At 72.6% G+C, this 26,222-nt stretch carries 30 protein-coding genes and 1 riboswitch; of the genes, 12 read left to right on the forward strand and 18 right to left on the reverse strand.

What is annotated here, in order from left to right:
• Window positions 1-68 precede the first annotated feature (68 nt).
• A complete protein-coding gene (locus ENKNEFLB_RS11365) occupies window positions 69-1,829 on the reverse strand; it encodes a sensor histidine kinase (protein WP_214055538.1) in 1,761 nt (586 codons plus the stop codon).
• A complete protein-coding gene (locus tag ENKNEFLB_RS11370) occupies window positions 1,826-2,479 on the reverse strand; it encodes a response regulator transcription factor (protein ID WP_214055539.1) in 654 nt (217 codons plus the stop codon). The genes ENKNEFLB_RS11365 and ENKNEFLB_RS11370 overlap by 4 nt, the downstream gene beginning before the upstream one ends.
• 156 nt (window positions 2,480-2,635) lie before the next feature.
• On the opposite strand from ENKNEFLB_RS11370, the gene ENKNEFLB_RS11375 reads away from it, so the two are divergent.
• Window positions 2,636-3,031, forward strand: a complete 396-nt coding sequence (locus ENKNEFLB_RS11375; RefSeq protein WP_214055540.1) for a hypothetical protein — start codon at window positions 2,636-2,638, stop codon at window positions 3,029-3,031.
• A 50-nt stretch (window positions 3,032-3,081) separates the two neighbouring features.
• Here ENKNEFLB_RS11375 and ENKNEFLB_RS11380 read toward each other — a convergent pair whose 3' ends face one another.
• The gene (locus ENKNEFLB_RS11380; protein ID WP_214055541.1) at window positions 3,082-3,384 is read right to left on the reverse strand and encodes a hypothetical protein; all 303 of its coding nucleotides are present in this window, start codon (window positions 3,382-3,384) and stop codon (window positions 3,082-3,084) included.
• 76 nt (window positions 3,385-3,460) lie between these two features.
• Here ENKNEFLB_RS11380 and arr point away from each other — a divergent pair, with 76 nt between their 5' ends.
• Entirely contained in the window at window positions 3,461-3,868 is a 408-nt protein-coding gene (gene arr, locus ENKNEFLB_RS11385) for an NAD(+)--rifampin ADP-ribosyltransferase (protein WP_214055542.1), read from the forward strand.
• Window positions 3,869-3,940: 72 nt separating this feature from the next.
• Here arr and ENKNEFLB_RS11390 read toward each other — a convergent pair whose 3' ends face one another.
• The 4 genes from ENKNEFLB_RS11390 to ENKNEFLB_RS11405 form a co-directional block, all read right to left on the reverse strand.
• Window positions 3,941-4,624 (reverse strand): anti-sigma factor, encoded by a 684-nt coding sequence (locus tag ENKNEFLB_RS11390; RefSeq protein WP_214055543.1) that lies wholly within the window; start codon window positions 4,622-4,624, stop codon window positions 3,941-3,943.
• The gene (locus ENKNEFLB_RS11395; RefSeq protein WP_214055544.1) at window positions 4,608-5,183 is read right to left on the reverse strand and encodes an RNA polymerase sigma factor; all 576 of its coding nucleotides are present in this window, start codon (window positions 5,181-5,183) and stop codon (window positions 4,608-4,610) included. The genes ENKNEFLB_RS11390 and ENKNEFLB_RS11395 overlap by 17 nt, the downstream gene beginning before the upstream one ends.
• The gene (locus ENKNEFLB_RS11400) at window positions 5,180-5,572 is read right to left on the reverse strand and encodes a class F sortase (protein ID WP_214055545.1); all 393 of its coding nucleotides are present in this window, start codon (window positions 5,570-5,572) and stop codon (window positions 5,180-5,182) included. Before ENKNEFLB_RS11400 ends, ENKNEFLB_RS11395 begins: the two co-directional genes overlap by 4 nt.
• A 410-nt stretch (window positions 5,573-5,982) precedes the next feature.
• The gene (locus ENKNEFLB_RS11405; RefSeq protein WP_214055546.1) at window positions 5,983-6,819 is read right to left on the reverse strand and encodes a DUF4397 domain-containing protein; all 837 of its coding nucleotides are present in this window, start codon (window positions 6,817-6,819) and stop codon (window positions 5,983-5,985) included.
• 249 nt (window positions 6,820-7,068) lie between these two features.
• Between ENKNEFLB_RS11405 and ENKNEFLB_RS11410 the strand changes: the two genes are divergently transcribed.
• Window positions 7,069-7,362: a VOC family protein gene (locus tag ENKNEFLB_RS11410; protein WP_214055547.1), complete on the forward strand. Its 294-nt coding sequence runs from the start codon at window positions 7,069-7,071 to the stop codon at window positions 7,360-7,362.
• A gap of 113 nt (window positions 7,363-7,475) precedes the next feature.
• Here ENKNEFLB_RS11410 and ENKNEFLB_RS11415 read toward each other — a convergent pair whose 3' ends face one another.
• Complete coding sequence (locus ENKNEFLB_RS11415) at window positions 7,476-7,952, reverse strand: group II truncated hemoglobin (protein ID WP_246535484.1); 477 nt, start codon at window positions 7,950-7,952, stop codon at window positions 7,476-7,478.
• 454 nt (window positions 7,953-8,406) lie between these two features.
• The gene (locus tag ENKNEFLB_RS11420) at window positions 8,407-9,447 is read right to left on the reverse strand and encodes an MFS transporter (protein WP_214055549.1); all 1,041 of its coding nucleotides are present in this window, start codon (window positions 9,445-9,447) and stop codon (window positions 8,407-8,409) included.
• A gap of 79 nt (window positions 9,448-9,526) precedes the next feature.
• Between ENKNEFLB_RS11420 and ENKNEFLB_RS11425 the strand changes: the two genes are divergently transcribed.
• Entirely contained in the window at window positions 9,527-10,432 is a 906-nt protein-coding gene (locus ENKNEFLB_RS11425; protein WP_214055550.1) for an ABC transporter ATP-binding protein, read from the forward strand.
• Window positions 10,429-12,042, forward strand: coding sequence for an ABC transporter permease (locus ENKNEFLB_RS11430; protein WP_214055551.1), 1,614 nt, complete (start codon window positions 10,429-10,431; stop codon window positions 12,040-12,042). Before ENKNEFLB_RS11425 ends, ENKNEFLB_RS11430 begins: the two co-directional genes overlap by 4 nt.
• Before the next feature lie 79 nt (window positions 12,043-12,121).
• On the opposite strand, the gene ENKNEFLB_RS11435 is transcribed toward ENKNEFLB_RS11430, so the two are convergent.
• The 5 genes from ENKNEFLB_RS11435 to ENKNEFLB_RS11455 form a co-directional block, all read right to left on the reverse strand.
• Entirely contained in the window at window positions 12,122-12,625 is a 504-nt protein-coding gene (locus ENKNEFLB_RS11435) for an SRPBCC family protein (protein WP_214055552.1), read from the reverse strand.
• An 84-nt stretch (window positions 12,626-12,709) separates the two neighbouring features.
• Window positions 12,710-14,440: a DEAD/DEAH box helicase gene (locus ENKNEFLB_RS11440; protein ID WP_246535485.1), complete on the reverse strand. Its 1,731-nt coding sequence runs from the start codon at window positions 14,438-14,440 to the stop codon at window positions 12,710-12,712.
• Between the two features lie 80 nt (window positions 14,441-14,520).
• Complete coding sequence (locus tag ENKNEFLB_RS22560) at window positions 14,521-14,910, reverse strand: transglycosylase family protein (RefSeq protein ID WP_246535486.1); 390 nt, start codon at window positions 14,908-14,910, stop codon at window positions 14,521-14,523.
• 6 nt (window positions 14,911-14,916) lie between these two features.
• Window positions 14,917-15,107, reverse strand: a riboswitch (cyclic di-AMP (ydaO/yuaA leader).
• 119 nt (window positions 15,108-15,226) lie between these two features.
• Window positions 15,227-16,204: an SRPBCC family protein gene (locus tag ENKNEFLB_RS11450; protein ID WP_214055554.1), complete on the reverse strand. Its 978-nt coding sequence runs from the start codon at window positions 16,202-16,204 to the stop codon at window positions 15,227-15,229.
• A gap of 27 nt (window positions 16,205-16,231) precedes the next feature.
• Window positions 16,232-16,567 (reverse strand): ArsR/SmtB family transcription factor, encoded by a 336-nt coding sequence (locus ENKNEFLB_RS11455; protein ID WP_214055555.1) that lies wholly within the window; start codon window positions 16,565-16,567, stop codon window positions 16,232-16,234.
• A 187-nt stretch (window positions 16,568-16,754) separates the two neighbouring features.
• Here ENKNEFLB_RS11455 and ENKNEFLB_RS11460 point away from each other — a divergent pair, with 187 nt between their 5' ends.
• Both ENKNEFLB_RS11460 and ENKNEFLB_RS11465 read left to right on the forward strand, forming a co-directional pair.
• Window positions 16,755-17,399, forward strand: coding sequence for a dihydrofolate reductase family protein (locus tag ENKNEFLB_RS11460; RefSeq protein WP_214055556.1), 645 nt, complete (start codon window positions 16,755-16,757; stop codon window positions 17,397-17,399).
• A 128-nt stretch (window positions 17,400-17,527) separates the two neighbouring features.
• On the forward strand, window positions 17,528-17,887 hold the full coding sequence (locus ENKNEFLB_RS11465) for a YciI family protein (RefSeq protein ID WP_214055557.1): 360 nt from the start codon (window positions 17,528-17,530) through the stop codon (window positions 17,885-17,887).
• 9 nt (window positions 17,888-17,896) lie between these two features.
• Here ENKNEFLB_RS11465 and ENKNEFLB_RS11470 read toward each other — a convergent pair whose 3' ends face one another.
• A complete protein-coding gene (locus ENKNEFLB_RS11470) occupies window positions 17,897-18,235 on the reverse strand; it encodes a hypothetical protein (protein WP_214055558.1) in 339 nt (112 codons plus the stop codon).
• Window positions 18,236-18,526: 291 nt separating this feature from the next.
• Here ENKNEFLB_RS11470 and ENKNEFLB_RS11475 point away from each other — a divergent pair, with 291 nt between their 5' ends.
• A complete protein-coding gene (locus ENKNEFLB_RS11475; RefSeq protein WP_246535487.1) occupies window positions 18,527-19,780 on the forward strand; it encodes an MFS transporter in 1,254 nt (417 codons plus the stop codon).
• 61 nt (window positions 19,781-19,841) lie between these two features.
• On the opposite strand, the gene ENKNEFLB_RS11480 is transcribed toward ENKNEFLB_RS11475, so the two are convergent.
• Window positions 19,842-20,624, reverse strand: a complete 783-nt coding sequence (locus tag ENKNEFLB_RS11480) for an alpha/beta fold hydrolase (RefSeq protein ID WP_214055559.1) — start codon at window positions 20,622-20,624, stop codon at window positions 19,842-19,844.
• A 128-nt stretch (window positions 20,625-20,752) separates the two neighbouring features.
• On the opposite strand from ENKNEFLB_RS11480, the gene ENKNEFLB_RS11485 reads away from it, so the two are divergent.
• Window positions 20,753-21,145: a hypothetical protein gene (locus ENKNEFLB_RS11485; RefSeq protein WP_214055560.1), complete on the forward strand. Its 393-nt coding sequence runs from the start codon at window positions 20,753-20,755 to the stop codon at window positions 21,143-21,145.
• A 153-nt stretch (window positions 21,146-21,298) separates the two neighbouring features.
• Complete coding sequence (locus ENKNEFLB_RS11490; RefSeq protein ID WP_214055561.1) at window positions 21,299-23,647, forward strand: DUF4132 domain-containing protein; 2,349 nt, start codon at window positions 21,299-21,301, stop codon at window positions 23,645-23,647.
• A 40-nt stretch (window positions 23,648-23,687) separates the two neighbouring features.
• On the opposite strand, the gene ENKNEFLB_RS11495 is transcribed toward ENKNEFLB_RS11490, so the two are convergent.
• Entirely contained in the window at window positions 23,688-24,125 is a 438-nt protein-coding gene (locus ENKNEFLB_RS11495) for a hypothetical protein (RefSeq protein ID WP_214055562.1), read from the reverse strand.
• A 132-nt stretch (window positions 24,126-24,257) separates the two neighbouring features.
• Window positions 24,258-24,806, reverse strand: a complete 549-nt coding sequence (locus tag ENKNEFLB_RS11500; protein WP_214055563.1) for a P-loop NTPase family protein — start codon at window positions 24,804-24,806, stop codon at window positions 24,258-24,260.
• A gap of 104 nt (window positions 24,807-24,910) precedes the next feature.
• Here ENKNEFLB_RS11500 and ENKNEFLB_RS11505 point away from each other — a divergent pair, with 104 nt between their 5' ends.
• Complete coding sequence (locus tag ENKNEFLB_RS11505) at window positions 24,911-25,048, forward strand: hypothetical protein (RefSeq protein ID WP_214055564.1); 138 nt, start codon at window positions 24,911-24,913, stop codon at window positions 25,046-25,048.
• Between the two features lie 51 nt (window positions 25,049-25,099).
• Window positions 25,100-26,197, forward strand: coding sequence for an alpha/beta hydrolase (locus ENKNEFLB_RS11510; protein WP_214055565.1), 1,098 nt, complete (start codon window positions 25,100-25,102; stop codon window positions 26,195-26,197).
• Window positions 26,198-26,222: the final 25 nt, after the last annotated feature.

Raw genomic sequence — 26,222 nt, forward strand, 5'->3', positions numbered from 1 at the left:
CCTGGCCATGTCGGTCGTCACCCAGGTAGGACGCCCGTTGCGCCCCGGTGGTTGCCTCGGCGCTCGACTCAGTCCGGGTGCCGCAGCGGGATGCCGGCCTCGACGAGCCCCCCGCCGCCGGCCGTCCCCGTCCGGAGGCTCCCGCCGACCGCCTGCGCGCGCTGTCGCATCGAGGAGATGCCGACGCCCGCGGTCCACGGCCGGTCCGAGGCGCCGTCGTCGCGGACGGTCAGCCTCAGGTCCGCGCCGCGCACCGCGATCTCGACGCTGGCCGAGGTGGCGTCCGCGTGCCGGGCGACGTTGGTGAGCGCCTCCACGACGATCCGGTACGCCGCCACCTCGCTCACGGCCGGCAGCGCAGGGAGCCGGTCCGGCACCTCCACCCGGACGTCGAGCCGCGTGCCGGCGGCGCCGTGGAGGGTCGCCGCGTGCTGCCGGATGGCGCCGACCAGGCCCAGCTCGTCGAGCGCGGGGGGACGCAACCCCTCGACCAGGCGACGGATCTCCGCGATCGCCCCGGTGGTCTCGGCGCGCAGGAGCCGGAGCAGCTCGTCGGCCTTGTCGGGGTGGGAGCGGAGCTGGTTGCGGGCGGCGTCGGTGGCGAACGCGACGCCGCTGAGCGTCGGTCCGAGCCCGTCGTGCAGGTCGTTGCGGAGCCGCCGCCGCTCCTCCTCGATCGCGGTGACGACCGCCTCCCGGGACCGCTGCAGGTCCCGGCTCATCGCCCGCGCGCGCAGCGTCTGGGCGAGCAGGGGCGCGACGATCCGCAGCACGTCGGCGTCCGGCGCGGCCAGCCCCAGGTCGCCGGTCCTCAGCCCGACCTCGACCTCGCCGATCTCGTCCTGGCCGAGCACGAGCGGGAGCACGCGGGTGTGGGTCACCTCCGTGCCGGACGTCGCCAGGACCTCGCCACCGACGCGCAGGCTGGCGTAGGGGAGGACCAGCGCCTCGCGGAGGGCGTCCAGCGCCCGGGAGGGGTCGTCGCCGATCTGGTCGGCGAGCGAGGTCGCGGCCACCAGCGGGTCCGGCCGGTCGCCGAACAGGAGCTGGTCGACGACGCCGCGCAGCAGCACCCGCAGCGGCTGCACCCCGAAGGCGAGCAGGGCGCAGAGGACGACGAGCGGGGTCGGTGCCAGGGGTGCCCCGCCGACCAGCTCGACCGTCGCGGTGAGGCCGATCGCGACGGCGACGTAGCCGAGCAGCACGGTCGCGTCGACGACCGCCCGCGTCACCAGGCCGCGGACGTCGACCACCTCGGGGCGGACCGCGCCGACGGCCATCGCCACCGGTCCGACGGCCAGGCAGGCGAGGTAGACCGCGTCGAGGTCGGGCACACCACCCGTCCCGGCGGACTCGCTCAGGAAGCCGACGAAGCCCGCGACGAGGCCGCCGCCGATCCACGCCAGGGTGCTCCAGGTCAACGCGTGACGGTCCTCGGCGTCGCCGCGCTCGAAGGCCCACCAGGCGTGGACCAGGAGGGCGAGGACGATGACGTACCCCATCGGCTCGACCGTGTCCGGCCAGGTCACGGCGAGCACGCCTGCCGCCGTGACGACCACCGTCAGGACGAAGGACAGCGGGTCGCGCCAGCCCGGGCGTGGGTAGGCCACCACGGCGACCGGCAGCAGCAGGCACCCCGCGAGCCGGTACGCCGGCGGCGCGACGCCGGCCAGGTCGAGCACGGCAGCGGCCGACCCGAGGACGGTCACCGCGCCGCCCAGGAGCAGGGCGAGCCCCGCCGTACGGGACCTGCCGCTACGAACGACGACCCAACCCGACGCCGTGGCCACCACGCCGAGGAAGGCGGCCGCGGCGAGCTCCGCGGTCACGGTCCGCCCAGCCCGCCCTGGCGTGCCCGGACGATGGCGGCGGACCGGTCGGCGACGGCGAGCTTGTGGAAGATCGAGGAGATGTGGTTCGCCACGGTCTTGGGGGAGAGGAAGAGCTGGTCGGCGATCGCCTGGTTCCGCTTCCCGGCGGCGACGAGGTCGAGCACCTCGCGCTCGCGGACCGTCAGCTCCGGGAACGGCTCGGGCGGCTGCGCGGGACGCGGCGGCGCGGCGAAGTAGCCCAGCACCCGCTGGGCGACGCCGGGGCTGAAGATCGCCTCGCCGGCGACCACCGCGCGGAGAGCACGGTCGATCTCGACCTGGTCGGCACCCTTGAGCAGGTAGCCCTGCGCCCCGGCGCGCATGGCTCCGAAGACAGTGTCGTCGTCGTCGAACATCGTGAGCACGAGGACGGAGACCTCTTGGTGGGCGGCGCGGATCCGGCGAGTGGCCTCCAGCCCGTCGATCCCGGGCAGCCGGACGTCCATCGGCACCACGTCGGGGGAGGTGCGGTCCACCTCGGTCACGGCGGCCTCGCCGGTGCTCGCCTCACCCACCACGTCGTAGTCGGGCAGCGACTCCAGCAGCGCGCGCATCCCACCCCGTACGACCGGGTGGTCGTCGACCAGGAGGACGCGGATCGGACCCATGAGCCCATGGTCGCGCCTGGGGGCCGGGATTGACCCGGGATCCTGGTCCTATCCGCACCGGGAGATCTGCCGGAGGATCGGGAGCACGCGCCGATGCCGGCGGGTGCGTCGGGCGAGCAGCCTGGGTCCACCCAGCACCCCGTCGAAGGAGTTCCGATGACCACCACCACCACCGCAGCCAGGACCGAGGACCGCGTCGGCTGGAGCACGAAGAACAAGGTCGGCCTCGGCCTGGCCGTCTTCTACGCCGTCACCAACATCCCGAGCGCCCTGCTGCCCACGCCCGACGGCGAGGAGGGGCCGCCGATGGCGATCCTCGTCGTCTGCACCGTCCTCGCCGTCGTCGCCCTGGTCGCCGCCGTCGTCGCGTGGCGCTCGGGGAGCCGTCCCGCCGCACGGCTCACCGCGGCGAGCCTCATCGTGATCACCCTGACCTCGCTGCCGGCGTTCTTCGTCGACGTGCCCGCCGGGATCAAGGTGCTGGTCGCGGCCGGCGTCGTGGTCACGATCGCGATCGTGGTCCTGATGTTCTCGCCGCCCCGGCGCCGCTGACCGTTCCCTCCGTACGGCCGGCGTCCCCCGCGGCGCCGGCCATCAGCGCGTCAGCGTCGCTGCATCCGCCACGCCAGCTCGAGCGCGGTACGCACGGCCCCGGGCTCGGCGTCGTCGAGGTACGCCTCGACCTTGTGGTGGGCCTCGAACCGCGGAGGCACCCCGAACGCCTCCGGGTGCGCAGCCAGCAGGGCGTCCCGCTCCTCCATCGGGACGCGGACGAGGAGGGTGCCGGCGTCGAGCAGGCGGGCGACCAGACGGTTGTCGACGTACCAGGCCGGGTGGCCGGGGTGCCCCTTGCGCCTGACCCCGGGGAGGGCCTCGGCCAGCGCGCCTGCCTCGTCCGGGGTCATCCGCTGACGCTACGTCGCCGGAGAGTCGTCGTCACGGCCCTGGCCGGCCGGGAGCGTGCGGCCCTAGGGTGCGACGGTGAGCGACGTGCTGGACGAGGGACCGTTCTTCCACGGCACGAAGGCCGATCTGCAGGTCGGCGGCCTCCTCACCGCCGGCTTCCGGTCCAACTACCGGCCCGAGATCGTGATGAACCACGTCTACTTCACCGCCCAGGTGGCCGGCGCCGGCCTCGCCGCGGAACTCGCAGCAGGTGACGCGGAGCCGCGGGTGTACGAGGTCGAGCCGACCGGGGACTTCGAGGACGACCCGAACGTGACCGACAAGAAGTTGCCGGGCAACCCCACCCGGTCCTATCGCAGCAACGCGCCGATCCGCGTCGTGCGCGAGGTGCTCGACTGGCCACGCCTGACGCCCGAGGCGCTGCAGACGTGGCGCGACCGGCTCGCGGTGATCGAGCGGGAGGGCGGGGAGATCGTCAACTGAGCGCACGGGGACGCCTCACGCACCGACCACGCTGCCCGGCCGGTTCGGCCCCTCGCCGACGGAGCGGAACGATCAGAGCGGCAGCGGTCCGCGCAGGACGCTGACGCCGGAATGCGTCGGGTCCCCGTCCTGGGGCTCAAGGCTCACGTCGACGACCGGGTAGCGCCCAAGCCGAATCCCGGTCGGGATCGTGAGGTCGGCGCGGCCGGCCGGATCGAGCGTCCCGAGGGCGACGAGCCGGTTGCTGCCCGGGTCGAGCAGCCAGACCTCGTAGAAGTCAGACCCCGGTGAGGCGAGGCCCTGGGTCTCGACGCGCAGGCTCCAGCGTCCTTCGACGTCGTCGAGGCTCACTTCGCCGCTGCCGACCCGCTGGTCCCCGTACGGCGCCAGCGCCGCGGTGGGGGTCACCTGCGGAGGAGGGCTGCCGTCCGGCAGGACCCCCGGCAGAACGAGGGCCAGCACCAGCACCAGGACAGCCGCCGCGACGGCCGCGGCTCCCGCCAGGAGCCGGGGGCGCCCGCCGCGCGGTGCCTCATCGGGTGAGCCGAGGTCGAGCTCGCGGGTGACGCGGGCCCAGACCATCTCGGGCGCGGGCGGGAGGGTCTCGGGGCCGACCTGACGCGCCGCCCGTACCGTCGCGGACAAGGCGTCGACCTCACGGCTGCACGCAGCACAGGACGCCAGGTGCAGGCGGACCTGCGGCACGTTCTCACCCAGCGCCACCAGGGCCAGGTCGTCCTCATCGGGGTGCTGCACCGTCCACCTCCAGCCGGCGTCGTAGGACCGCGAGTCCGCGGCGGATGTGGCTCTTGGCGGTCCCGAGCGGAACCCCCATGGTGACCGCGACCTGCTCGTGCGTCAGGCCGTCGTAGAAAGCTAGACCCACCGCGCGCCGCTGTTCGGGGTTCAGGGTGGCAAGCGCGTCGGCAAGCAGCAACCGGTCCAGCAACTGCTCCTGGGTGGGAGGCTCCTCCTCGGGGCGGAGCTCAGCCACGGCTTCTCGGACCGCCCGGTCGCGGGCTGCGGCGGCGTGGGCGTCGGCGACCCGGTGGCGAGCGATCCCCAGCAGCCAGCCGGGCAGCGTGCCGCGGTCGGGATCGAACTTCTTGCGGCTGCGCCACGCGTCGACGAAGACCTGCGCGGTGGTCTCCTCCGCGTCCGCCCGGCTCGCCATGCTGCGCAAGCAGTAGGCGTGCACCAGCCCCGACCAGCGATCGTAGACCCCCCGGAGCGCTGCCTCACCGCCGGCGGCGAAGGCCAGCGCCAGGGCCCGTTCCGGGTCGTCGGCCCGGGCCCGGGCCCGCAGGCCCCTCACCGCAGCGTCCCCACGGGCACCGCGGTGACGACGATGTTGTCGGTATAGCTGCCGGTCGCCTCGTCGAAGTCCCCACCGCAGCTGATGAGCGTCAGCCGTGGCGCACCGTCGGCGGCGAAAAGGTCCGCCAACGGCAGCTCGGCCTTGCCGAACTGCTCGAGTCCCACCACCCGGTGGTCGACCCGGCGCCCGGAGCCCAGCTCGACTGCCACCTCATCGCCAGGTTCAGCGTCGGCCAGCACCGCGAAGACGCCGAGGCCCTGCTCGCGGTCGTCGACGTGGCCCACGAGCACCGCCGAGCCACTGGCCGAGCCCGGCGCTGGTCCGGGCGAGTACCAGCCGGCCCTGTTCACGTCGTCGGGCACCACGACCTGCCGATCTCCGTCCAACGCGACTGGATCAACCGGAGCCGAGATCCCGGCCAGGCTCACCTGGACCGGCGGATCGACCGGAGTCGGCACGCCGACGTCGGCCAGCCGGGCAGACCTGGTCGGGGTGGTCGGCGCCGAGGTGGATGTCGACGTAGACGACGGCGAGCCGGTCGACGGGGACCTGACAGACGGGGTGGTCATCGGGCCCGGCGTCGGGCTCGGCGTCGGGTCTCGCGCGCTGAGAGACTGCACCAGGCCAGCCCCGAACTCCTCCGGTTGGTCGTCGACCAGGAACCACCCCGCCGGCGCGCCCGCCGCCAGCAGGCAGCCCGCGATGATCGCGAGACGTGCCTGCCGGCGACGACCGGGGTGGGCGTCGGAGGTCTGTTTGATGACGTCCTCCTCGGGTGACCAGTGGCCTTTCGATGCTAGCGGCGCGCCCGGGCGAGCGAGGCGGCCCCGCCGGCGACCGCGACCAGGCCCAGGCCGGTGGCGAGCAGCACGCCGGCCGGCACGCCCTCGTCCGCCATCCCTCCGGTGCCGGCCGGGACGCCTGCGGGTGCGCCGCCGCCCGTCGGCACGGACTGGACCAGCACGTCGAGGCTGTCGTCGTCGAGCGAGCCGATCGCATAGACGATCGTGGACTCGCCCTCGACCACCGGGACGTCGACGGGCCCGATCACGGGCTCGGTGGTCCCGGCGGCGGCGACCGCGGCGCTGATCGTGCCGACCGGCAGCTCGGCGCTCTGCTCGTTGGGGTTGCTGATCCCGGTCAGCGCCGGCTCTCCCCCGACAAGCACGTCGACCGGAGGCGCGGCGGCGGTGTGACGGACCACGACGCGGCCCTCTCCGGCGGCCGTCGCGGACGTGTCGTTGACGTACGGCGTGATGGTCGGCGTGCCGTCCTCGCCGAGGTGCGCGATCGCGCTCACGTTGCCGCTGGCCGGGATGTCCAGGTCGACCGGGCCGATCACGGGGTCGCCGCTGTCGTCGGGGGCGTCCGCCCCGAAGACGGCGACCTCGTAGGAGCCCGCGGCCAGGGCGAGGTCCTCGGTCGTGGTGCCCGGCTCGAAGTCGTCGAGCGCCAGCTCGCCGTCCACGTAGACGTCGACCGGCGTGCCGGGGATGCCGTGCAGCACACGGACCTCTGCACCGCCCGTGTTCTGCGCGAAGGCGGGGGAAGCGAGTGCGAGCGGGACGACGGCGACTGCGCCCAGGGCACCCAGGGTGGGCAGCACGCTCAGCTTTGGCGACGTTCGAGACATGTCAAGGCTCCTTCAGCTAAGAAGATCTGCACCGGATGGTGCAGTAGGGACTTCCTCTGGATGGCACTCGTTGGATGCAGCTCGTGACCCAGAACTTCGGCCCTGGGGTCCACCCCCGGCGCCCAGCCCGTCGGGCGCCGCCCCGGGCACGAATCAAGCATGAGCAAGGACGAGTTCCTGACGGCACCCGTTCGTACTCGGAGGGACACACGAGGAGGTCATGGCCGCGACCGGTGAGAACGAGCGCCGGTGGGGGATCACCCGGCACGTGATGCGCGGGCCTGGAGCCTGGTCAGAGACCAGGCCGGTGAGACCGCGGTGCAGGCACACCGGAGACCCGAAGATCACCTGGGGGGCGACGCGGTGGCGCCCACGCTCGGCAGGAACAGGCTCCATCTCGACCTCGTGCCATCCGCCCCCTCAACCCTCGTTGCCGAGGTGGAACGCCTGGTGGCGCTCGGGGCCAGTCGCGTCGATGTCCGCTGCGCGGACGGGATAGGCATGGCGGACCCCGGGGGCAACGAGTTCTGCGTCGTGGGGTGACCGGCCAACGACGGCCGCGGGTTCCCGACACCGCGAGCCGATCCTGACCAGGACCGATCTACCGCGGGCGAGGGTGACGGGCATCGGGTCCCAGCGAGGCCCGGTCGACGACGTCAGGGTTGGTAGGGAGGGGCAACGCCCCATCCCCAGTGGGGCACCGGGGCAGTGGCCGGGGGAGTGGCGTCCGACTGCGAGTTCGCCATGGCCAGTCGGGTGCCCCACTCGAGGTAGCCGACCAACGCGGCGCGGAACTCCGGATCGTCTGGGAGGCGGGCGTCGTCGACGGCCTGGCTCATGGTGGTGGCGAACCGCAGCCGTTGGTCGGCGGTGATGTTGAGGCCGCGGTGATGAGCGAGCATCCGCTGGTATCCGCCGAGCTGGTCGGTGTAGTGCGTGGGCCCTCCGAAGACCTCGGTCCACCACATCGCCACGTGCTCGCGGTGCTCGACGGTGACGCCACCGGGAAAGAAGGCGCTGAGGGCGTCGTCGTGCTCGACGCGGTCGTAGAAGGCGTTGACCATGCGCAGGATCGCTTCCGGTCCGCCGGCCCAGTCGACCAGGGTGGGGACACCGTCTTCGCACCTTGTCACGGGCTTCTCCTCCTCCGGTGACGAGCAGATCACGTCACCGTACCCACGTACGGGGCAACGCGGCGCGATCGCGATCGAGTCGGTCGGCACCTGGTCACCGCCCGACCGCATCCGTCTCCTCGTCGGCTGTCGGCGGTGTGGAGCGCCCGTCGCGGTGGCCCTCGCCGATCAAAGGCTCCGCGGCGGCGAGTTTGCGGGCCCTGGGACCAGCCAGCCGACCGAGCGCCGACCAGCTCCAGGCCGGGCGACGCCTCAGATAGACCAGTCAAGAGTCGGCGCCGTGGCCGGCGGCCTCTATGTCCCGGTCGGCCGGCTGACAGTTGTCCTGGGCGAGGGCGGCACAGGTGGTGTCACAACCGGGCGCGCTGCTGCTGGACGGCGAGCACCGCGCACAGCCCGGCCAGGACGGCCAGCACCGGGGCCACCGACACGCGTTCGGCGAGCGTGGTGATCATCAGCGGGAAGCCGAACCCGAGGTAGGCGGTGGCGTAGAACCCGGCCGAGACGGTGCCCAGCCGTCCCTCGCTGGCCAGCGCGGGCAGCCGCGACATCCCGCTGGCCAGCGCGAGCCCACCGCCGGCCCCCAGCACCCCGAGGCCGGGATGACCAGGAGCAGGAGCGCGGGGACGGCGGCCGCGAGCGCCGTACCCCCGAAGCCGACGACCCCGCAGGCGGCCGCGACGGGCGCGGTACGCGGCCCGAGCCGACCCTGGAGCGGTGCCGCCAACGCTCCCGCGCCGAGGGCGAGACCGGCCATCAGCCCGGTCAGCGCCACCGGCGCGACGGGGAACCCGACCAGGACGGGGACTGCGGCGACCGTGCTCGCCGGGAAGGCGTAGACGCAGACCGCGAGCGGCGCGACGACGAGCAGGCCGGTCCGCCGGGCGCCGGGACGGAACGCGCCAGGGGCCGTGGTGCCGGGTTCCCTCTGCTGCCGGACCAGCGACTCCGCCACCGACCGGGAGGTCCACAGCGCCACCAGCAGGACGGCCACGTGCAGCAGGTAGGGCAGGACCAGGGGCCACGGTCCCCACTGGCCGATCAGGCCCGCGAAGACCGGCCCGACCGCGAAGCCTCCCGTCATGGCGACCGCGGCCGTACGGGGACCCGCGGGGTTGCCGCGTCGCGCGGCCGTCTCCACCAGCCAGGCGCTGCCGACGCTGAACACGGTCCCCGACGCCGCCCCCTGGAGGAACCGCACGACGTAGAGGAGGGGCTCGCTGTCGGTGGCGAGGACGAACATCGCCGAGGTGGCGGCCGCGCAGATCGCTGCCGGCAGCACGACCCGGCGGCGTCCGAACCGGTCGGCGGCGCGACCCGCGACCGCCAGCGCGAGCATCAGGCCGAGGGCGTAGACGCCGAAGATCGCCGTCAGGGACGCATCGGTCATCGCGAGCCGCTCGCGGTAGACCAGGAGCAGGGGAGTGGGGACGTTGGTACCGGTGGCCACCGCGAGCAGCAGCACCGCAAGCCGTCGATCCGCGCTCCAGGTCACACGGCGCAGCCTCGCACGCCGCCGCGACCGGCGTTCGACGGGCGACCGGTGCTCCGGGCGCTGCGCGATACTCGACGGCATGGCTGTCATCGAGCTGGTCGACGTCGTCAAGACCTTCGGCTCCACCCGCGCGCTCGACGGCCTCGACCTCACCGTCGAGCACGGCGAGGTGCACGCGTTCCTCGGCCCCAACGGCGCCGGGAAGTCCACCGCCATCCGCGTCCTCCTCGGCCTGCTCAAGGCGGAGTCCGGCACCGCCACCATGCTCGGCGGCGACCCGTGGCGCGACGCCGCGGCCCTGCACCGTCGCCTCGCCTACGTGCCCGGGGACGTCTCCCTGTGGCCGAGCCTCAGCGGTGGCCAGGTCATCGACGTGCTCGCCCGGATGCGCGGCGGCCTCGACGAGTCACGCCGCGACGAGATGCTCGCGCGGTTCGACCTGGACCCGACGAAGAAGGCGCGCACCTACTCCAAGGGCAACCGGCAGAAGGTCGCGCTGGTCGCCGCGCTCGCCGCCCGTGCCGACCTCTACCTCCTCGACGAGCCCACGTCCGGGCTGGACCCGCTGATGGAGGCCGAGTTCCAGAAGGCGGTCCTCGAGCTCAAGCAGGAGGGCGCGACCGTCCTGCTCAGCTCCCACATCCTGGCCGAGGCGGAGGCGCTCGCCGACCGGATCAGCATCATCCGCGCCGGGCGGGTCGTGCAGTCCGGGACGCTGGCCGACCTGCGCCACCTGACCCGTACCACCGTCATCGCCGAGACCGACAGGCCGGCGACCCGGATCGCGGCCGTGCCGGGCGTCCGCGAGCCCCAGCTGCACGGCAACCGGGTCAGCTTCGACGTCGACTCCGACCACCTCCACGAGGCGGTGGCCGCGCTCGCCGGGCTCGGCGTACGGTCCCTCACCGCGCACCCGCCCACGCTGGAGGAGCTGTTCCTGCGCCAGTACGGCGACGAGGTCACGACAGGAGAGGTGACGGCGTGAGTGGCGCGACGAGGTCCTCCGTGGTCGGCGTCGGCCACCTGGTGCGCCTCATCCTGCGGCGCGACCGGCTGCGCCTGCCACTGTGGGTCGTCGGCCTCGGCGGGACCATCGTCGCCAGCGCGCTGGCCGTGCCGCCGCTCTACGACACGCCGGAGAAGATCGCGGGCTACGCCCGCACCGTCGGCGCCAGTCCGGTCAGCTACCTGATGTCAGGACGGCAGGCCGGGCTGGACACCCTCGGCGGCATCGTCGCGAACGAGATCTCCCAGGTCGCCCAGCTCGGCGTCTGCCTCATGGTCGTCTTCCTCGTCGTGCGGCACACGCGCGCCGAGGAGGAGTCCGGACGGGCCGAGCTGCTCCGCTCCACGGTCCTGGGCCGGCACGCCGCCACCCTCGCCGGGCTGCTCTACGGCGTCGCGGCCGCGGTGCTCGTCGCCGGTGTCACCACCGCCTCGATGCTCGCGGCCGGGCTGTCGGGCTACGGCAGCCTCACGTACGGCGTCGGCCTGGCGCTGCTCGGGGTGACGTACACCGGCGTCACGCTGGTCGCCGTCCAGCTCTCCACCTCGTCCCGCGGGGCGCTCGGCCTGGCCGGCGCCGCCGTCACCGTCGGCTACCTGGTGCGCGGCCTCGGGGCGATGCAGGACAACGGGCTCGTCTGGCTCTCGCCGTTCGGGTGGGCGCAGGGCATGGACGCCTTCGGCGACGAGCGCTGGTGGCCCGCCGCGCTGCTGCTCGCGGCCACGGCGCTCCTGCTGGCCCTGGCGGCCCGGCTGGTGGCGCACCGCGATTTCGGCGGCGGCCTCCTCGACACCCGTCCCGGCCCCGAGCGGGCCGGGCGGCTGCTCGGCACCCCCTTCGGCCTCGCCGTCCGGCTTCAGCGCGGCCTGCTGATCGGCTGGGCCACCGGACTCCTCCTGCTGGGGGTGCTCTACGGTTCGGTCGTCCCCACCGTGCCCGATCTCATCGCCTCCAACCCCGAGATGGCCCAGGTCGTCGGCGCGTCGGGCCGCGCGGCCGAGGACGCGCTCGTGGACGCCTTCCTCGGCTACATCTTCCTCTTCATGGCCGTCATCTCCTGCGGGTTCGTGGTCTCCTCGGTGCTGCGCCTGCGCGCCGAGGAGGAGGCCGGCCGTACGGAGACCGTCCTCGCGACCACGGTCGGCAGGACCACCTGGATGGCCGCCGTGACCGCCGTCGCGCTGATCGCCACCGCCGTGCTGACCGTGCTCATGGGTCTCGGCCTCGCCGTCGGCTACGGCATCGCCAGCGGCGAGTGGACCCAGGTCGTCGGCCAGGTCGGCGGTCAGCTGGCCTACCTCCCCGGCACCCTCGTCGTCGGCGCCCTCACCGTCGCCCTCTACGGCCTGCTCCCCGCCTGGACCGGTCTGGCCTGGGCCGCGGTCGCGCTCGTTGCCCTGCAGGTCATCCTCGGCCAGCTCCTCGGCCTCCCCGACGCGGTGCTGGCGGTGTCCCCGTTCTGGCACCTCGCCGCGGTGCCCGTCGACGACTTCGAGGTCCTTCCCTTCGTCTCCCTGGTCGTCGTCGCGGTCGGGCTCGTCGCTGCCGGCCTCTGGGGCTACCGGCGACGGGACGTGGTGAGCGGCTGAGACCCGCTGCGGGGGATCGTCGAGGGAGTCGAGCAGGCGCTGTCCGGCCCCGGCAGGTCGACCCCTCAGGGCACTCAGGTCAGGACCGGGTGCCCTGTCCTGCGCCGGTGGACGACTCGGCGATCCGCTTGATCGCGGCCAGCGTCTCGGGGATGCCGTGGAGGGCCTGCTGCGTGCGGTCGGCGATCTCGGCCTCCGCCCGGTCGCCGAACTTCTCCTCGAACATGGCGATCCCGCCGGGCAGGAACTCCCACGACTCGGTGATCGTGGTGCTTGTCGGGGCGGGGTCGAAGGTGAAGCCCCAGCGGACGTAGCTGCCGCCCACGACCCAGGCGAACTCGCGCCCGCGCTCGGCCGCGACCACCGTCGACCGGGTCTCCCACGTCCGGTCCGGGAGCTCGTTGCGGCCGGTGAACCAGGCGCCGACCTGACCCGCCTCGGCGTCGTCGTCCCACCAGCAGGACGTGCAGACCGGGCTCCACTCGCCGGTCCGGGTGATGTCGGAGACCAGGTCGTAGAGGGTCTCGGCCGACGCCTCGACGGTGAGGGACTCCTGGTGGCTGCGGATGCTCGTCTCGCTCATCAGCCCACCCTCGCAGACCACCTCACCCCGTCTGGCGTGACCGGTGACCGGGGGCCTCGACCCGGTCAGGTGTGTCGTCCTCGGTCAGGTGTCGTCCTCGGTCAGGGCCGCGGCCGGCAGCCACTCGACCCCGAGCAGCTCGGCGACGTCGGTGAGACCGGCGGTGTCACCGCCGACCGTGTCGGACGCGGCGGCGATCCGCTCCACCATCACCTTGCCGACCTGCTCCTCGACGGTGCCCTCGGCGTAGGCGATGTGCCACGGCGAGACCTGGTGGTCGCGGTGGGTGCGGCCGGTGACCTGGCGCGCGGCGATGCCGGAGAAGCGGGCCTGGTGGAAGACGCCGACCCGCGGCTCGGTGCTCGCCTGGTGACCGTCGGGGAGGGTCTCGCCGGCGTGCAGGCTGATCGAGGCGACCGTGGTGAACACGCAGACCTTCGCCTGCCCGGTCTGGAACCGGAGCCGCTCGGCCTCGGGGTCGAACCGGTCGCGGCCGTAGATCGTGGCCACCTCGATCCCGGCGTCGCGCAGCCGGTCGGCGATCGGGTCGGCGGCGGTCGCGACGAACTCGACCGAGCACGCCACCTGCCGCTCGGCCTGGACCTGCTGGGCGATCCAGTCGACGGTCGACTCGACCCGGATCAGTCCGGCCTTCTGCCGGAAGCGCAGCAGCGCGGCCCGCCCCTTCGAGACGCTGCGACCGCGTCGCGCGAGGTCCATCTCGCGGCAGAACTCGCCCCACTCGGCCTCGTACGCGCGCCGCTCGGTCGGCGTGAGCGCGACCGGCATGCCGGAGATCGGCACGGGTCCCCACGGCGCGGCGCGGTGCAGCATCGCCGGGGGCCGCTCGTCGGCGAGCCAGCCGCGGACGAGCTTGAGGTCCGCGGCGCGCCGCGCCGGGTCGGTGGTCCAGGTCGCGCCGGAGCGCCCCTGCTGCTCCACGCCGACGCCGTGGCGATCGAGCGCGCTGGCGAACGTCGCCCCGGGGTGCGCGGCCGAGGTCCACTCCTTCATCGGCTCGTCGAGCACCTGCGCGTAGGCCGGAGCGAGGTACGGCAGCTCCAGCGGCGTGTGTCCGGGCGTCGCGGTGGTCGCGATGACGAACGGCGCCGTGTCGTGGGGCTTCCCGTGCCCCGAGATCCTCGCCCAGTGCTTCCACCGCTTCGTCGTGGTCCGCCGCAGCGCGTGGGCCTCGTCGGCGATGATCACGTCCCACGGGTGGTCGGTGACCTTCTCGAGGCGGTCCCAGGTGATCACGACCCACTCGAGGCCGCCGTCGCCCAGGGCTGCGATGGTGCGGCACCAGTGGCCGATCGTGATCGCGGCGGGCCGGTCGGCGACGACCAGCACCCGCCGCGCGCCGCGGAGGTCGCCCACCGCCGTCGCCCCGAGGACCGCGGAGATCGTCTTGCCGACGCCGGGCTCGTCGGCCAGCAGGAACTGTCGTCCGCCCGCCTCGGCGCGCGCCGCGATCGCGTCGGCGGCCTCGAACTGGATCCGCCGGGGCTCGAGCGCGTCGGTCGGTGCGGGGGACGGCGTGGGGCTCTCCGGGTTCAGCGTGTTCTCGACGAACCGACCCAGCGTGTACGGACCGGGAGCGTACGGCGCGAGATGCGCAGGAAGGTCACGCCCGACGTACAGGTGCGACCTGACCGCCGGGTGCCAGGCGGCACCGTCGACCTGGGTCCCGTAAGGGACGTCGAGCACCCACAGCCGCTCGCCCGGCCCGGCGGTCGGCAACGGTCGCGGACGCTTGCCGCTGCGGCGGGACGACGTGCCGCGTCGACGCGCGGGGGAGGGGCGTCGGCTGGGCACCTCCCGACGCTATCGGGGCCGCACCCTCGTCGGAGGGCGGCTCGCAGGCCGCCCACCGACCAGCAGGTCGGGCCCGGCGGTCAGGAGCAGCGGGGCCAGGTGTTCGGCCAGGCCGACGCACCGCCCTGCGGCTTCCGGTCCCCCCACCCGCGGAAGGCGACGCGCTTGGCGATCTTGATCTGCTCTGCCCGGGTGGCCTTGTGGGGGTAGGCGTTCTTCGAGTAGTTGGGGCCGCCGTAGTAGCGCCAGGTCGACAACGAGAACTGGAGGCCCCCGTAGTGCCCGTTCCCCGTGTTCACCTGCCACCGGTGGGTGGACTCGTAGTGGGCGAGGCACTCCCACCGGTTCGGGCCGGTGTGGGCGTCGGCGGCCGGCGCGGCCACGGTGAGCAGCGAGGCGGCGAGCGCGGCGGAGCCCAGGGCCGAGACGAGCAGGCGTGAGGCGGTGGAGGCAGCGTGGATCGCAGGCATGTGGCCAGTTCCTTCCCGCGCCTGCGAGGTGAGCTGTCGGGCTGGAGCAGAAAGGTGCCCCGCCACCGCAGTGGCTTCGCCCCGAGTGGCCGCCGTCCCGTCGGGACGGGTGTCGGCGGCCGCGTGGAACCTGGGTCCCCCGCTCCTGCCCGTGGTGAGTATCAGCGGCGGCGGGCAGGATTCGGCGTGACCGTGCTGGTGTCGAGTTGTCGCCCCGCCCGGTGGCGGCAGCCCGGGCATCGTACGTGTGACCGCGGCCGAGCGCCAGGGCTGCGGGCGCCCCGCCGTCCTGCCGGTGCCGGCCGAGCGCCTCGCGTCAGCCGATGACGTCGCGCTCGAGCCGGGCGTAGCTGGTCTCCATGCCGTCGACCATCCCGGTGGCCAGGATGGCGTCCCGGGTCGCAGCGTCGGGGAAGGTGACGACCACCGCCAGCAGGGTGCCCTCGGGGACCGGGGTGAGCGTGAGCTCGTTGAGGGTGCCGTCGCCCGGCATCCCGATCATCTGCTCGGTGGTCACGGCTCGGTACGGTCGGACGGACTCCAGGAGCTCGCCCTCGAAGCCGAAGCGCTCCCCGGCGGTGCCGGCGGCCGGCTCCCACTCGTAGCGGTACTTCTCGCCGACCGTGGTGGCGACGTCGCAGACCGGCATCGTCCACCCGTCCGGCCCGAGGAGCCACCGTCGCATCAGTGCGGCGTCGTGGTGTGCCTGCCACACCGTCTCGATCGGCCCGTGGATGACTCGAGTGATGCGTGCCTGCGTCTCGGACAGGATCTGGCACACCGTGCCGTCCCCGGCGGCGAACGCCGTCAGGTCTGCGAGAACCGTGTCCATCTGGCCCATCGCCGCCCGCAGCCCCTCCTCCATGCCCATCTCGACGAGCTGCTCGAGCTCCTCGAGCGTGGCGAAGTAGGTCGTCGTGGTGACCCGCGACCCCGTTCCGCGCTCCTCGAAGAGGAAGTGCATCCGCATGGAGGGCATCTGGGGGTTCGGCTCGCCGTCAGGCGAGGCGAAGCCGTCGCGGACCTCGAAGCTCGTGAGCGGATCGACCGAGATCCATTCCCAGTAGCCGCCGTGGGTCTGCCCGTCCGGACCGGTCATCCGGTACGTCGAGCGTCCGCCGGGGGCGGCGTCGTGACGGGTGAACGTGGAGGGGTAGTCGGGCGGGCCCCAGAAGCGCTCCAGCTGACGCGGGTCGACGTAGACCTGCCAGAGGCGCTGCAGGTCGGCTGCGAAGTCGGCGACCACGGTCATGGTCAGGGACGCAGGGTCTCGGTTCACCGAGGTGATGGGCATGGCTGTCTCCAGGTCGGGTAGGTCGGTTCAGTCCTCGGCGAGCAGGGAGTCGAGTCGGTCGATCCGAGAGCGCCAGATCTCCTCGTAGCGGTTCAGCAGGGCCTGCGCCTTCTGCACCACCTCGGGGTCTCCGCGGATGATGCGTTCGCGGCCACGTTGTTGCTTGGTCACGAGACGGGCTCCTTCCAGCACGGCAACGTGCTTCTGGACGGCCGCGAAGGACATGTCGTACGCGGCCGCCAGCTGGGACACCGATGCTCCCCCCGCCATCGTGCGACGCAGGATGTCGCGGCGCGTGGCGTCGGCGAGGGCCCGGAAGATGCGGTCCACCTCGGTGTGGGTGAGCTCGAGTCGTACAACCATTTGGTTGTAGATTAGGTCGGACGCCGGCGACCGTCAAGGCCCCCGGCCGGGGGTGCGGTTGACGGCTGTCCGCTCGTGGCGCCACCGTGAGGCCATGGTCGGCCGCGCTGCGGCTGGTCACCTCGCCGGCCGAACGGCAAGCCGACCGGCTTCCGTCCGAGCCCGCCCGCAAGAGAGGTCACGTGACATGACCCGCGTCCGTATCGACCTCTTCAGCTCTCTCGACGGCTACACCTCGGCCGGCGGCAGTCCCGAGAACCCGATGGGGGAGGACTGGGGTCTCCTGACCACCGCCTACGTCGCGACCCGCACCGTCAAGGAGCGCGTCTTCGGCGACACCAGCGGCACGGGCACCACCGGTGTCGACGACGCCTACGCCGCGGCGTCCTTCGAGGGCATCGGCGCCGAGATCATGGGTGCCGCCATGTTCGGTCTGCACTCGTTCCCGGACGACCCCGGTTGGAAGGGCTGGTGGGGTGACGAGCCACCGTTCGGCTTCCCGGTCTACGTCCTCACCAGCACCGCACCACGGCCCGAGGTCGAGATGCGGGGAGGGACGTCGTTCCGGTTCCGCGACGCCTCTCTCGACTGCGTGCTCGCCGAGGCGAGCGAGGCCGCTGGCGCGCTCGACGTGCGCGTCGGGGGCGGCATCGGCACCGCCCGATCGTTCCTGCGTGCCGGCCTCGTCGACGACCTCCACGTCGCCGTCGCGCCCGTCCTGCTCGACCGCGGTCACCGCGTGTGGGAGGACCTGCGCGGGCTGGAGCGCACCCACCGCATGACGTCCGAGGTCGCCGAGAGCGGCACGATCCACGTCACCTTCTCGCGCTAGGACCGCGCCCGTAGCGACGGACGCCGCCTCCGGGGCGCCTCCCCACACCTCGCTCGCGCGGCATGCTGTCGTCATGGTGGAGGCGGACGCCGGGTCCGCCACGACGACAGGGAGGGAGCGCAGCAGGCATGGCCGAGTACCTCATCTTCTTCAACCAGCAGTGGGTCGGCGACCACGACGAGGAGTGGTTCCGCAGTCGCGGACCCACCTCGCGCGCGGTCATCGAGGACATGAGGGCCGAGGGTGTGCTGGTGTTCGCCGGCGGGCTCGTGGAGGAGCTCGACCAGGCCTTCAGTGCCGACGCCACCAGCGGCACGCTGACCCTCACCAGCGGGCCGTTCTCCGAGTCCGAGGAGTGGCTGGGCGGGTTCACGATCATCGACGTGGAGACCGAGGACCAGGCCCGCTACTGGGGTGGCCGCGTGGCGGAGGGATGCGGCTGGCCGCAGGAGGTCCGCCCGGTCAAGGGCGGCTCGATGCGCGGTTGACGCCGGGGGTCAGCTCGCGCGTCCCAGGCTGTGGGCCGTGGCCCGCGTCGATGCCTGCCGACGGTCGCGGTCTCGGAGGAGCTGCTCGGTGTACACCAGGCCGACGAGGACTGCGCCGAGGCCCGTGCCCGCTCCCATGGCGGACGACAGGGAGCTGTCCCACGCGGCGACGACGAGGAACGCGGTGACGACCGTGAACGCCGAGGCGAAGTGCGTCAGGCGGTCCACCACGTCTCTGCGGTGCAGCAGCTGCCAGGCAACGCCAGAAGCCCCGCACAGCGCCACGACAGCGAAGAGGTCCGAGCCGGTGAACCTCCCGCCGTGCCCCAGCTCGCCTGCCCAGAACACGGAGATCAGCGGTAGGACGAAAGCGGCACCGTGTCGGCGACGCGCGGCGGTTCGACGGGGCACCCGCGACATGATGCCTCACGTGGCCCGCCCCGTCCGGTCGACAGGGCGACCGACGCCATCGCAGGATCCACCATCCGACAGCTGGTCCTGGAAAGCGATTGGCAGTCACCACCTGTGCGATCTAGCCTCCGAGTCGTTCTCGGGAGGTAGCGATGGCAGACGACGAAGAGACGTCGATGTGCGCCGTGCCGCCTCGGCGACCCCGAGGGGCGGGGGAGGGGACGGCCCGTGAGTGACGGTGGATCCGTGCTGGCACCGCTGCGCGAGACGAACTTCCGCTACTACGCCCTCTCGCGCCTGGTCGACCGCGCCGGCTCCACGATGGCCGGCGTCGCCCTGGCCTTCGCGGTGCTCGAGGTGAGCGACTCGGCCACGGCGCTCGGCATCGTGCTGGCGGCGTACAGCATCCCGATGGTCGTCTTCCTGCTCGCCGGTGGCGTCCTCGCCGACACGTTCGGCCGCACCCTGGTCATGCAGGCCACCAACGTGCTGTCCGCGGTGAGCCAGCTGGGCATGGCGGCTCTGGTCATCAGCGGAACCGCTGAGCTCTGGCACCTCGTGGTGCTGGCCGCGCTCAACGGGACGGCGACGGCGGCCGGGATGCCGGCGATGGCCGGTCTGCTGCCCCAGCTCGTGCCACGCGCGCAGCTCCAGCAGGCCAACCTGGTGCTCGCGGTCCCGGAGAACGCGCTGATGGTGCTCGGCCCCGCGATCAGCGGTCTCCTCGTCGTCACGATCGGGCCCGGGTGGGCCCTGGCGGTCGACGGCTTCACCTACGTGGCGGCCACCCTGCTCCTGATGCGGGTACGGATCCCGCCTCCGCTGCCCCGGGAGGACCCGCCAGGCGTGCTCGCCGACCTGCGCGAGGGGTGGACCTACCTCACCTCGACGACCTGGCTGTGGGTGGTGGTGGCCTCGTTCTCCCTGCTCAACGCCATCACGAGCGGCGCCTTCAACACGCTGGGCCCGGTCCTGGCGACCGAGACCGACATCGGCGAGGGCGGCTGGGGGCTGATCCGCTCGGCGGAGGCCGTCGGGTTCCTCCTGTGCTCGCTGGTCCTGATCAAGATCCGGCTCCGGCGCCCGCTGCTGTGGGGCATGGTCGCCATCGCGTTCGGCGGCGCACCGATGATCGCGCTGGGGATCGAACCCGTCCTGGTGGCGGGCGCGGTTGCCGCGTTCGCCGCCGGGATCGGCAGCCAGGTCTTCGGCCTCGGCTGGGACCTCGCCATGCGGGAGCACGTCCCCGACGAGATGCTCTCGCGCGCCTACTCCTACGACATGCTCGGCTCGTTCGTGGCCATCCCGATCGGGCAGCTGACCATCGGCCCGCTCGCCGCGGTCTTCGGCGTGCAGCCGGTGATGCTCATCGCCGGCCTGGCGTACGCCACCCTCGCGCTGGCCACCCTCGCCTCGCGATCGGTGCGCGACCTGACCCGGGTGACGACCGTGGGTCCGGTTGCAACCACGCCCACGCCCTGACCCCGCGTACTGCGGGGCCGGCCAGGGGCGCCCAGCAGGGCTCAGCCGGTGCTGTCGAGGATCAGCCCGTGCTGTCGAGGATCAACCGGGTCGCTTCCTCAGGTGCGTCCCACTGCGGGAAGTGACCGCACCGCTCGAACCAGTGCAGCACCGCGTCGGGGTACAGCTCCTGGGCACGGGCGGCCTGCCTCGGCACGGTCACCAGGTCGCGCCGCCCCCACCCGATCGTGACCCGGCCGGGCACGGTGCCGGCCGGGGCACCCTGCTGCTTGGGCCCCTTGGTCAGGGCATCCAGGGCAGCGCCGGTCGACGGGGCGTCGGCCAGCCCACGCACGTCCGGCAGCACGGTCTCGCGGGAGAGCGCCCAGGGCCGTGCCGACAGCTGCGCGAGGAGCACGCTCCGTCCCACGGCGCTGCCGAGCAGCGACGGCAGCATGCCTCGTAGCGCACGGACCAGGGCGATCGACGGGCGCAGCGTGGCGCCGAAGGCGACGAGCTCCCGGTCGCTCCAGAAGCCGCCCGGGTCCAACGCCACGGTGTCGCCGCCCACGCCGCGGCGCGCGAGCTCGAGAACGATCCGGCCGCCCATCGACTGGCCGACGGTCGAGATGCCGTCCAGGCCCTGATCGCGGATGAAGTCCGCGACGGCGTCGCTCAGGGTGGCGATCGAGACCTCGCCCGTCAACGGCGGCGTCTCGCCGAACCCCGGCAGGTCGACGGCGATCACCTCACGGGTCTCGGCCAGCTCATCGAGGATCGGTGACCAGGACCGCCACCCAGCTCCCAGGCCGTGCACCAGCAGCAACGGGCTGCCGCTGCCTCGTCTCACGTGGTTCAGGGTCACCTCCGGAACGCTAGCTCACGCGGGGTCGGGGGAGCTCGGTGGCGCAGTCCGCCTGGGGGCGCCCTGCCCCGGTTGCGGGCCGTCGCCAGACGCCTGACAGGGACCGGCGAGGGTGTCAGGATCCGGGCATGTCGATCGACGTGACGGTCCGGGACGAGACGACCGCAGGCGACCTCCTGCAGGAGCTGGCGCTCCAGCTGGCAAGCGAGCGGCTGACGGTGGCCGAGCTCATCCGCAGCCGCGTCGAGACCGAGGCGCGCGCCCACCAGGCTTCCAGGGGCACCACCCCGTACCAGGGCCTCGTGCAGCCCGTGCCCCACGAGCAGAACCTGAACGCCGCTCGGCCCCCGACGCGGATCGACCCCGAGCGACAGGTCGAGGTCGCCCTCGACGCCTTCTCCCGGGGCCGGGTCCTGGTCCTCGTCGACGATCGTCAGGTCACCGAGCTCGGCGACGAGGTGGTGCTCCGACCCGGCAGCGCGGTCACCTTCCTCAGGCTCACGCCGCTGGTCGGGGGCTGACGGGTGCGCTCACTCGATCGCTGGCGCCGGCGCAGCAGCGACGGCACCGGCCGTACCGGCGACCCTGGCGACTCTGGCGACTCCGAGGCATGCGACCTCATCGCCGTGGTGATGCGACAGGTGGACGGCCGCGGGTGGCCGAGTGCGGAGCAGGTGCGAGCCACGGAGGCGTGGGACGCGATCCGCGACGCCCCCGGGGAGGTCCGCGTCTCGGTCGCCATCGAGGCCTTCACCCGGGCTGCCCCTCCGGCGACGGACTCACGCGAGGAGGGGGCCCTGGTCGTGATCGGCCAGGAGGTCCTTCGCAAGAGGGTGGCCCTCACCGCCGACGACCGGGTCGCCCTCCTGAGCGCCTTGGTGGCGTACGCGGGCCGTCACGGGAGTGGGTGCCGGCTCGATCCGAGCTGGGACCACACCCGCACGGTGCTCCGCGCCCTCGAGCGAGGAGGCGAGGTGGACCGCCTGCCCGCCGAACACGAGCTGTTGCAGCGCGTTCGCGCCGCGCTGGTCGAGACCGACACAGCCACGGCGCGGCGCGCCGTCCCCCGTGTCGACGCGATCCTGGGGGTCACGACCGGCGACGTCGCCATCTTCGCCGAGCAGGACTGGTGCGGCAGGGCGATGGAGGGCTGTGTCCCGGACCTGCCCGGGGAGGTGTCGGGGGCCGCCACCGCCGCGCTGCAGCTGGCCACGAGGGCGTCCTCGGCCAGGCCGCCGCAACCGTTCCTCGACCGAGCCGCCGAGCTGGCCCGTACGCACGGCGACGACACCCTCGCTCGGGCGGTCGCGGCGATGTTGCGGGCCGGTGCGCTCCCGGTCACCGCCGAACGCGGTGTCGTCGACCCCGCGAGCGGGGATGCGGTCCGGGGTCTGTGCTGGACGGCGGCGACCGTCACGCCGACTCCCGAGCTGGCAGCGGCGGTGGGGGCGTGGGTCACCGGCGGCTGGACGAAGGCGCCCGGGGTGGGTGTGCGATGTCGCAAGGGCGCTGGCGGCGCCCTGTGGGCGCTGGCCCGGCTCGGTGACGCCGGCGCGGTCGAGCTCGGCCGTGCGCGGGCCCTGGTGAGGCAGCCCCAGGCCGTCAAGGAGGTCGATGCCGCCATCGACCTCGCGGCCGACGGGCTCGGCATCCCTCGGGAGGAGTTCGAGGAGCGGGTCGTGCCGACGTACGGCCTCGACGTCGGAGCCGTCCGGACGGCGCCGCTGGGCGACTACCTGGCGACGGTCGGCGTCGAACGTGGGAAGGCCGCGGTGTCGGTCGTGGGCCCTGACGGGAGGGTGCGGAAGTCCGTGCCCGCGGCGGTCCGCCGTGATCACGCCGGCGAGCTGGCGGATCTCCGGGCGCTGGCTAAGGACGTCTCGACCATGCTCGTGGCCCAGCGGTTGCGGATCGAACGACTCCTGATGGAGGAGCGTTCGTGGGAGCCGCAGGTGTGGCGGCAGAGGTACCTCGACCACCCCCTGGTGTCGGTGCTGGCCCGTCCGCTCGTGTGGCAGGTCGTGGGGCCGAGGGGCCGTCGGCCCTTCGTCGCCCCGGACGGGACCTTCGTCGACGTCGAGGGCTCCCCGGTCTCCTGGGACACGGACGACCGGATCGAGCTGTGGCACCCGGCCACGGTGTCCACCTCGGAGGTCGAGGCCTGGCGGCTACGGATCGAGGGGCTGGGCGTCGTGCAGCCCTTCAAGCAGGCCCACCGCGAGGTCTACCTGCTGACCGAGGCCGAGCGCTCCACCGACCTGTACTCCAACCGGTTCGCCGGCCACATCCTGCGCCAGCACCAGTTCGCCGCCCTCGCCCGGGCGCGGGGATGGACGTACGCCCTGCAGGGGGCCTGGGACCAGCCGGACGACCTGGCCCGGCTGCCGCTCGACCGGCACGACCTGTCGGTCGGCCTGTGGGTCGACCGCCCCTGGGACGCGGAGGAGGACTGGAACGACCACGGGATCTTCACCCACGTGCTGACCGACCAGGTGCGCTTCTCCACCCTCGCCGGGGAGGACGTGCACCTGGCCGACATCCCGGTGCGGGTCCTCAGCGAAGTGCTCCGGGACGTCGACCTCTTCGTCGGGGTCAGCTCGATCGGCAACGACCCCACCTGGCAGGACTCCGGCGACGCCCGCCGCCGGACCTGGGGCGACTACTGGTCGTCGTACTCCTTCGGCGAGCTGAGCGCTGCTGCGGAGGTGCGCCGCGACCTGCTGGCCCGCATCCTCCCCAAGCTCTCGATCCGCGACGTCGCCACGCTGGAGGAGAGGTTCCTGGTCGTGCAGGGCTCCCTGCGGACCTACAAGATCCATCTCGGCTCGGGCAACATCCTGATGGAGCCGAACGGCGAGTACCTCTGCATCGTGCCCGGGCGAGGCGACGCCGAGCCCCGCGAGATCATGCTCCCCTTCGACGGGGACCGGACCCTCAGCATCCTGCTCTCCAAGGCCCTGCTGCTCGCCCACGACCGGAGCATCACGGACGAGACCATCACGTCCCAGATCACCCGGCGGTGAGAGGGCGCGTACACCTGCCACCGCCTCCTGGAGCCACGACTCACAGGAACGCGGCCGGGCCTCCGCGCTCGATCGTCACCGGGTACATCGCACCGAGAAGCTCCCGGGGGTCCTCTGCGGCGAGGAGCTCCGCGTCGGTGCCCATCAGCCTGATGCCCGTACCGTCGTGAAGGGCGTGACCGCCGCTGACCCGAGCAGGCCGCTCCCTCATGAGGCGCAGCACCTCGTCGGTCAGCTCGGCGGAGGTGTAGGGCGCGTCGCGCCAGGTCACCCGGAGGCTCGAGGGTGCAGCCCGGATGAGGGCGGCGATCCTGTTGCTCGGTGTCCCCACGGTGAAGATGACCAGCTCCTGCTCACCGTCGACGAGTTCCGCACCGGCATAGGCCGGCGAGTCCTGGACGAGGGACACGAGGCGGTCGTAGTAGTCGCCTGTCTCCGTCGTCCATGGTTCGAGGTGATCGTGGTCTCCACCGTCCATGGACTGATGGTGCCTCCTCGCTCGCCCTGCGGCGGCATCTCGGGACGTGCCCGTGGACCCCGGTGGTCGGTCAGTCGGTCAGTGGGTGCCCGACGAGCCGACCGGTCACGGGCACGATCCGCAGGCCGGTCATCAGCTGGGCTGCACCTGGCTGAGCCAGGCCTCGAGCTGCCTCGAGGTGGTGAAGGTCAGTACTGGTGGGACGTCGGGTGACTCGGACCAGCGACGGATCCGGTCTCGCTTCCTGCCGAACGATCTGAAGTGCCACCTCACGATCGAGTCCTTCCCGAGCATCTGCCGGAAGGTCTCCGTGTTGCCGTTGCACCGTGGGGACTTCGTCACCGCGCCCATGATCGTTCGTCGGACCAGGCGCTGCAGCGAGAACCAGCGCGGGTAGTCCAGGGCGACGATGAGCTCCGCCCTCGGTAGGACGAGGTCGAGCCACGTGCCGTAAGCAGAATCCAGGACCCAGCGGTCGCCAGAAGTCACGGCGGCGATCAGCTCGCGTTGCCGTCCGACGTCGACCGGCACCCAGCCTGGGAGCCAGGTCAGTTCGTCGACCAGGGTGACCGGGAGCCCGGTGCGTTCACCGATGCGTTCTGCGGCGGTGCTCTTCCCGCTCCCGGTCACGCCATAGACGAGTATCCGGCTCACACCCGTCGGGACCTCGGCGAAGGACACGGGCACAGGCTAGGCAGGTGGTGACGCGCTGAGCGCGGTCTTCACTGCTCGACCCGATCCTGACGGGTGCTACGTTCGATCGGCGTTCGGCGGAAGGATCAAGCGTGGACGACAAGAAGCCCTCGCCCGGTTATCTGTGGCGACCCGGATCTTCACCCCAGGACAACCCGCTCCACGTCGTCGTCGCGGTCGTCATCGGGCTCATCCTGATCGGCGTCGTGGTCCTCGCGCTCGTCGCCTGAGGCGTCTCGTCCGATCAGTCACACCAAACAGCCGCGAACACGGAGTGTGGGATGGGATTGACGATCGTGACGGCGGTCTGGGCGGTGTTCGTGGCACTGTCGTGGTGGTCTCCGATTCGGGCCGGGCGCTGGGGCGTCGCCGCCTTCCTGCTGTCAGTGACGGTGAATGAAGTCCCGATCGTTCTCCTGGTCGTCTTCGTGGCTTCGCTGGCCGCACAGGTGCCGACCGCGCTCACCTGGAACGACTGGCTCCCGGCAGCGCTGGCCGGGTTCGTCGTGGTCGGGCTGGTGTGGTTGCAGGTCCGTGCCGCCAGTTCTTGGGCCCGCCTTGCAGCGGCGATGGGGATGGAGCCCGCCAAGGGCGGTGGCTGGGGGGTGTGGGCCGGCGGGATCTTGTTGCTGTTCCAGCGTCATCGGCGCGGCGTTCGTCGTCACCGCAACCTGGCGTACGGCTCCGAGGGCCGAGCGCACCGGCTCGACGTCTACCGCGGGTCCGACCAGTCACAGGAGCGCCCGATCGTGATCCACCTGCACGGTGGTGGCTTCGTCCAGGGCGGCAAGAGTCGCGAGAGCGTGGTCCTGCTCAATCAGCTGGCCGCGCACGGGTGGTTGTGCATCAGTGCCAACTACCTGTTACGCGCCGCCGGGGTGTTTCCGCACTCCTTGGTGGATGCGAAGCACGTGATCGTCTGGGCGAAGGAGCATGCCGCCGAGTACGGCGCCGACCCCACCCAGATCTTCTTGGTCGGCACCTCCGCAGGTGGCCACCTTGCGCTTTCCGCAGCGCTGACCCAGAACGACCCTGAGCTCCAACCGAACTTCGAGGACCGCGACACCACGGTGGCGGGGGTGGTCGTCCTCTACGGCTACCTCGGCCCACGCACCACCGATCCATCCAGCTCGCCGGCCGCCCTGGTCCACCCAGATGCCCCGCCAGCGCTGATGATCCACGGATCCCACGACAGCATGGTGGCGTCTGTCGGACCTCGCTCGGTGGCCACCGCTCTGCGAGATGTCTCGCGCGCACCGGTGGTCTGGATCGAGTTGCCCCACACCCAGCACAACTTCGACCTCTTCGCCTCTGTCCGTGCCCGCATGGTTGCGAACGCCACCCTCACCTTCCTGGAACGGGTTCGGACACGGGGGTGAATCGGTGGACCGAGTCGGACGTGCT

The sequence above is a fragment of the Nocardioides aquaticus genome, from assembly GCF_018459925.1.
GTDB lineage: Bacteria > Actinomycetota > Actinomycetes > Propionibacteriales > Nocardioidaceae > Nocardioides > Nocardioides aquaticus.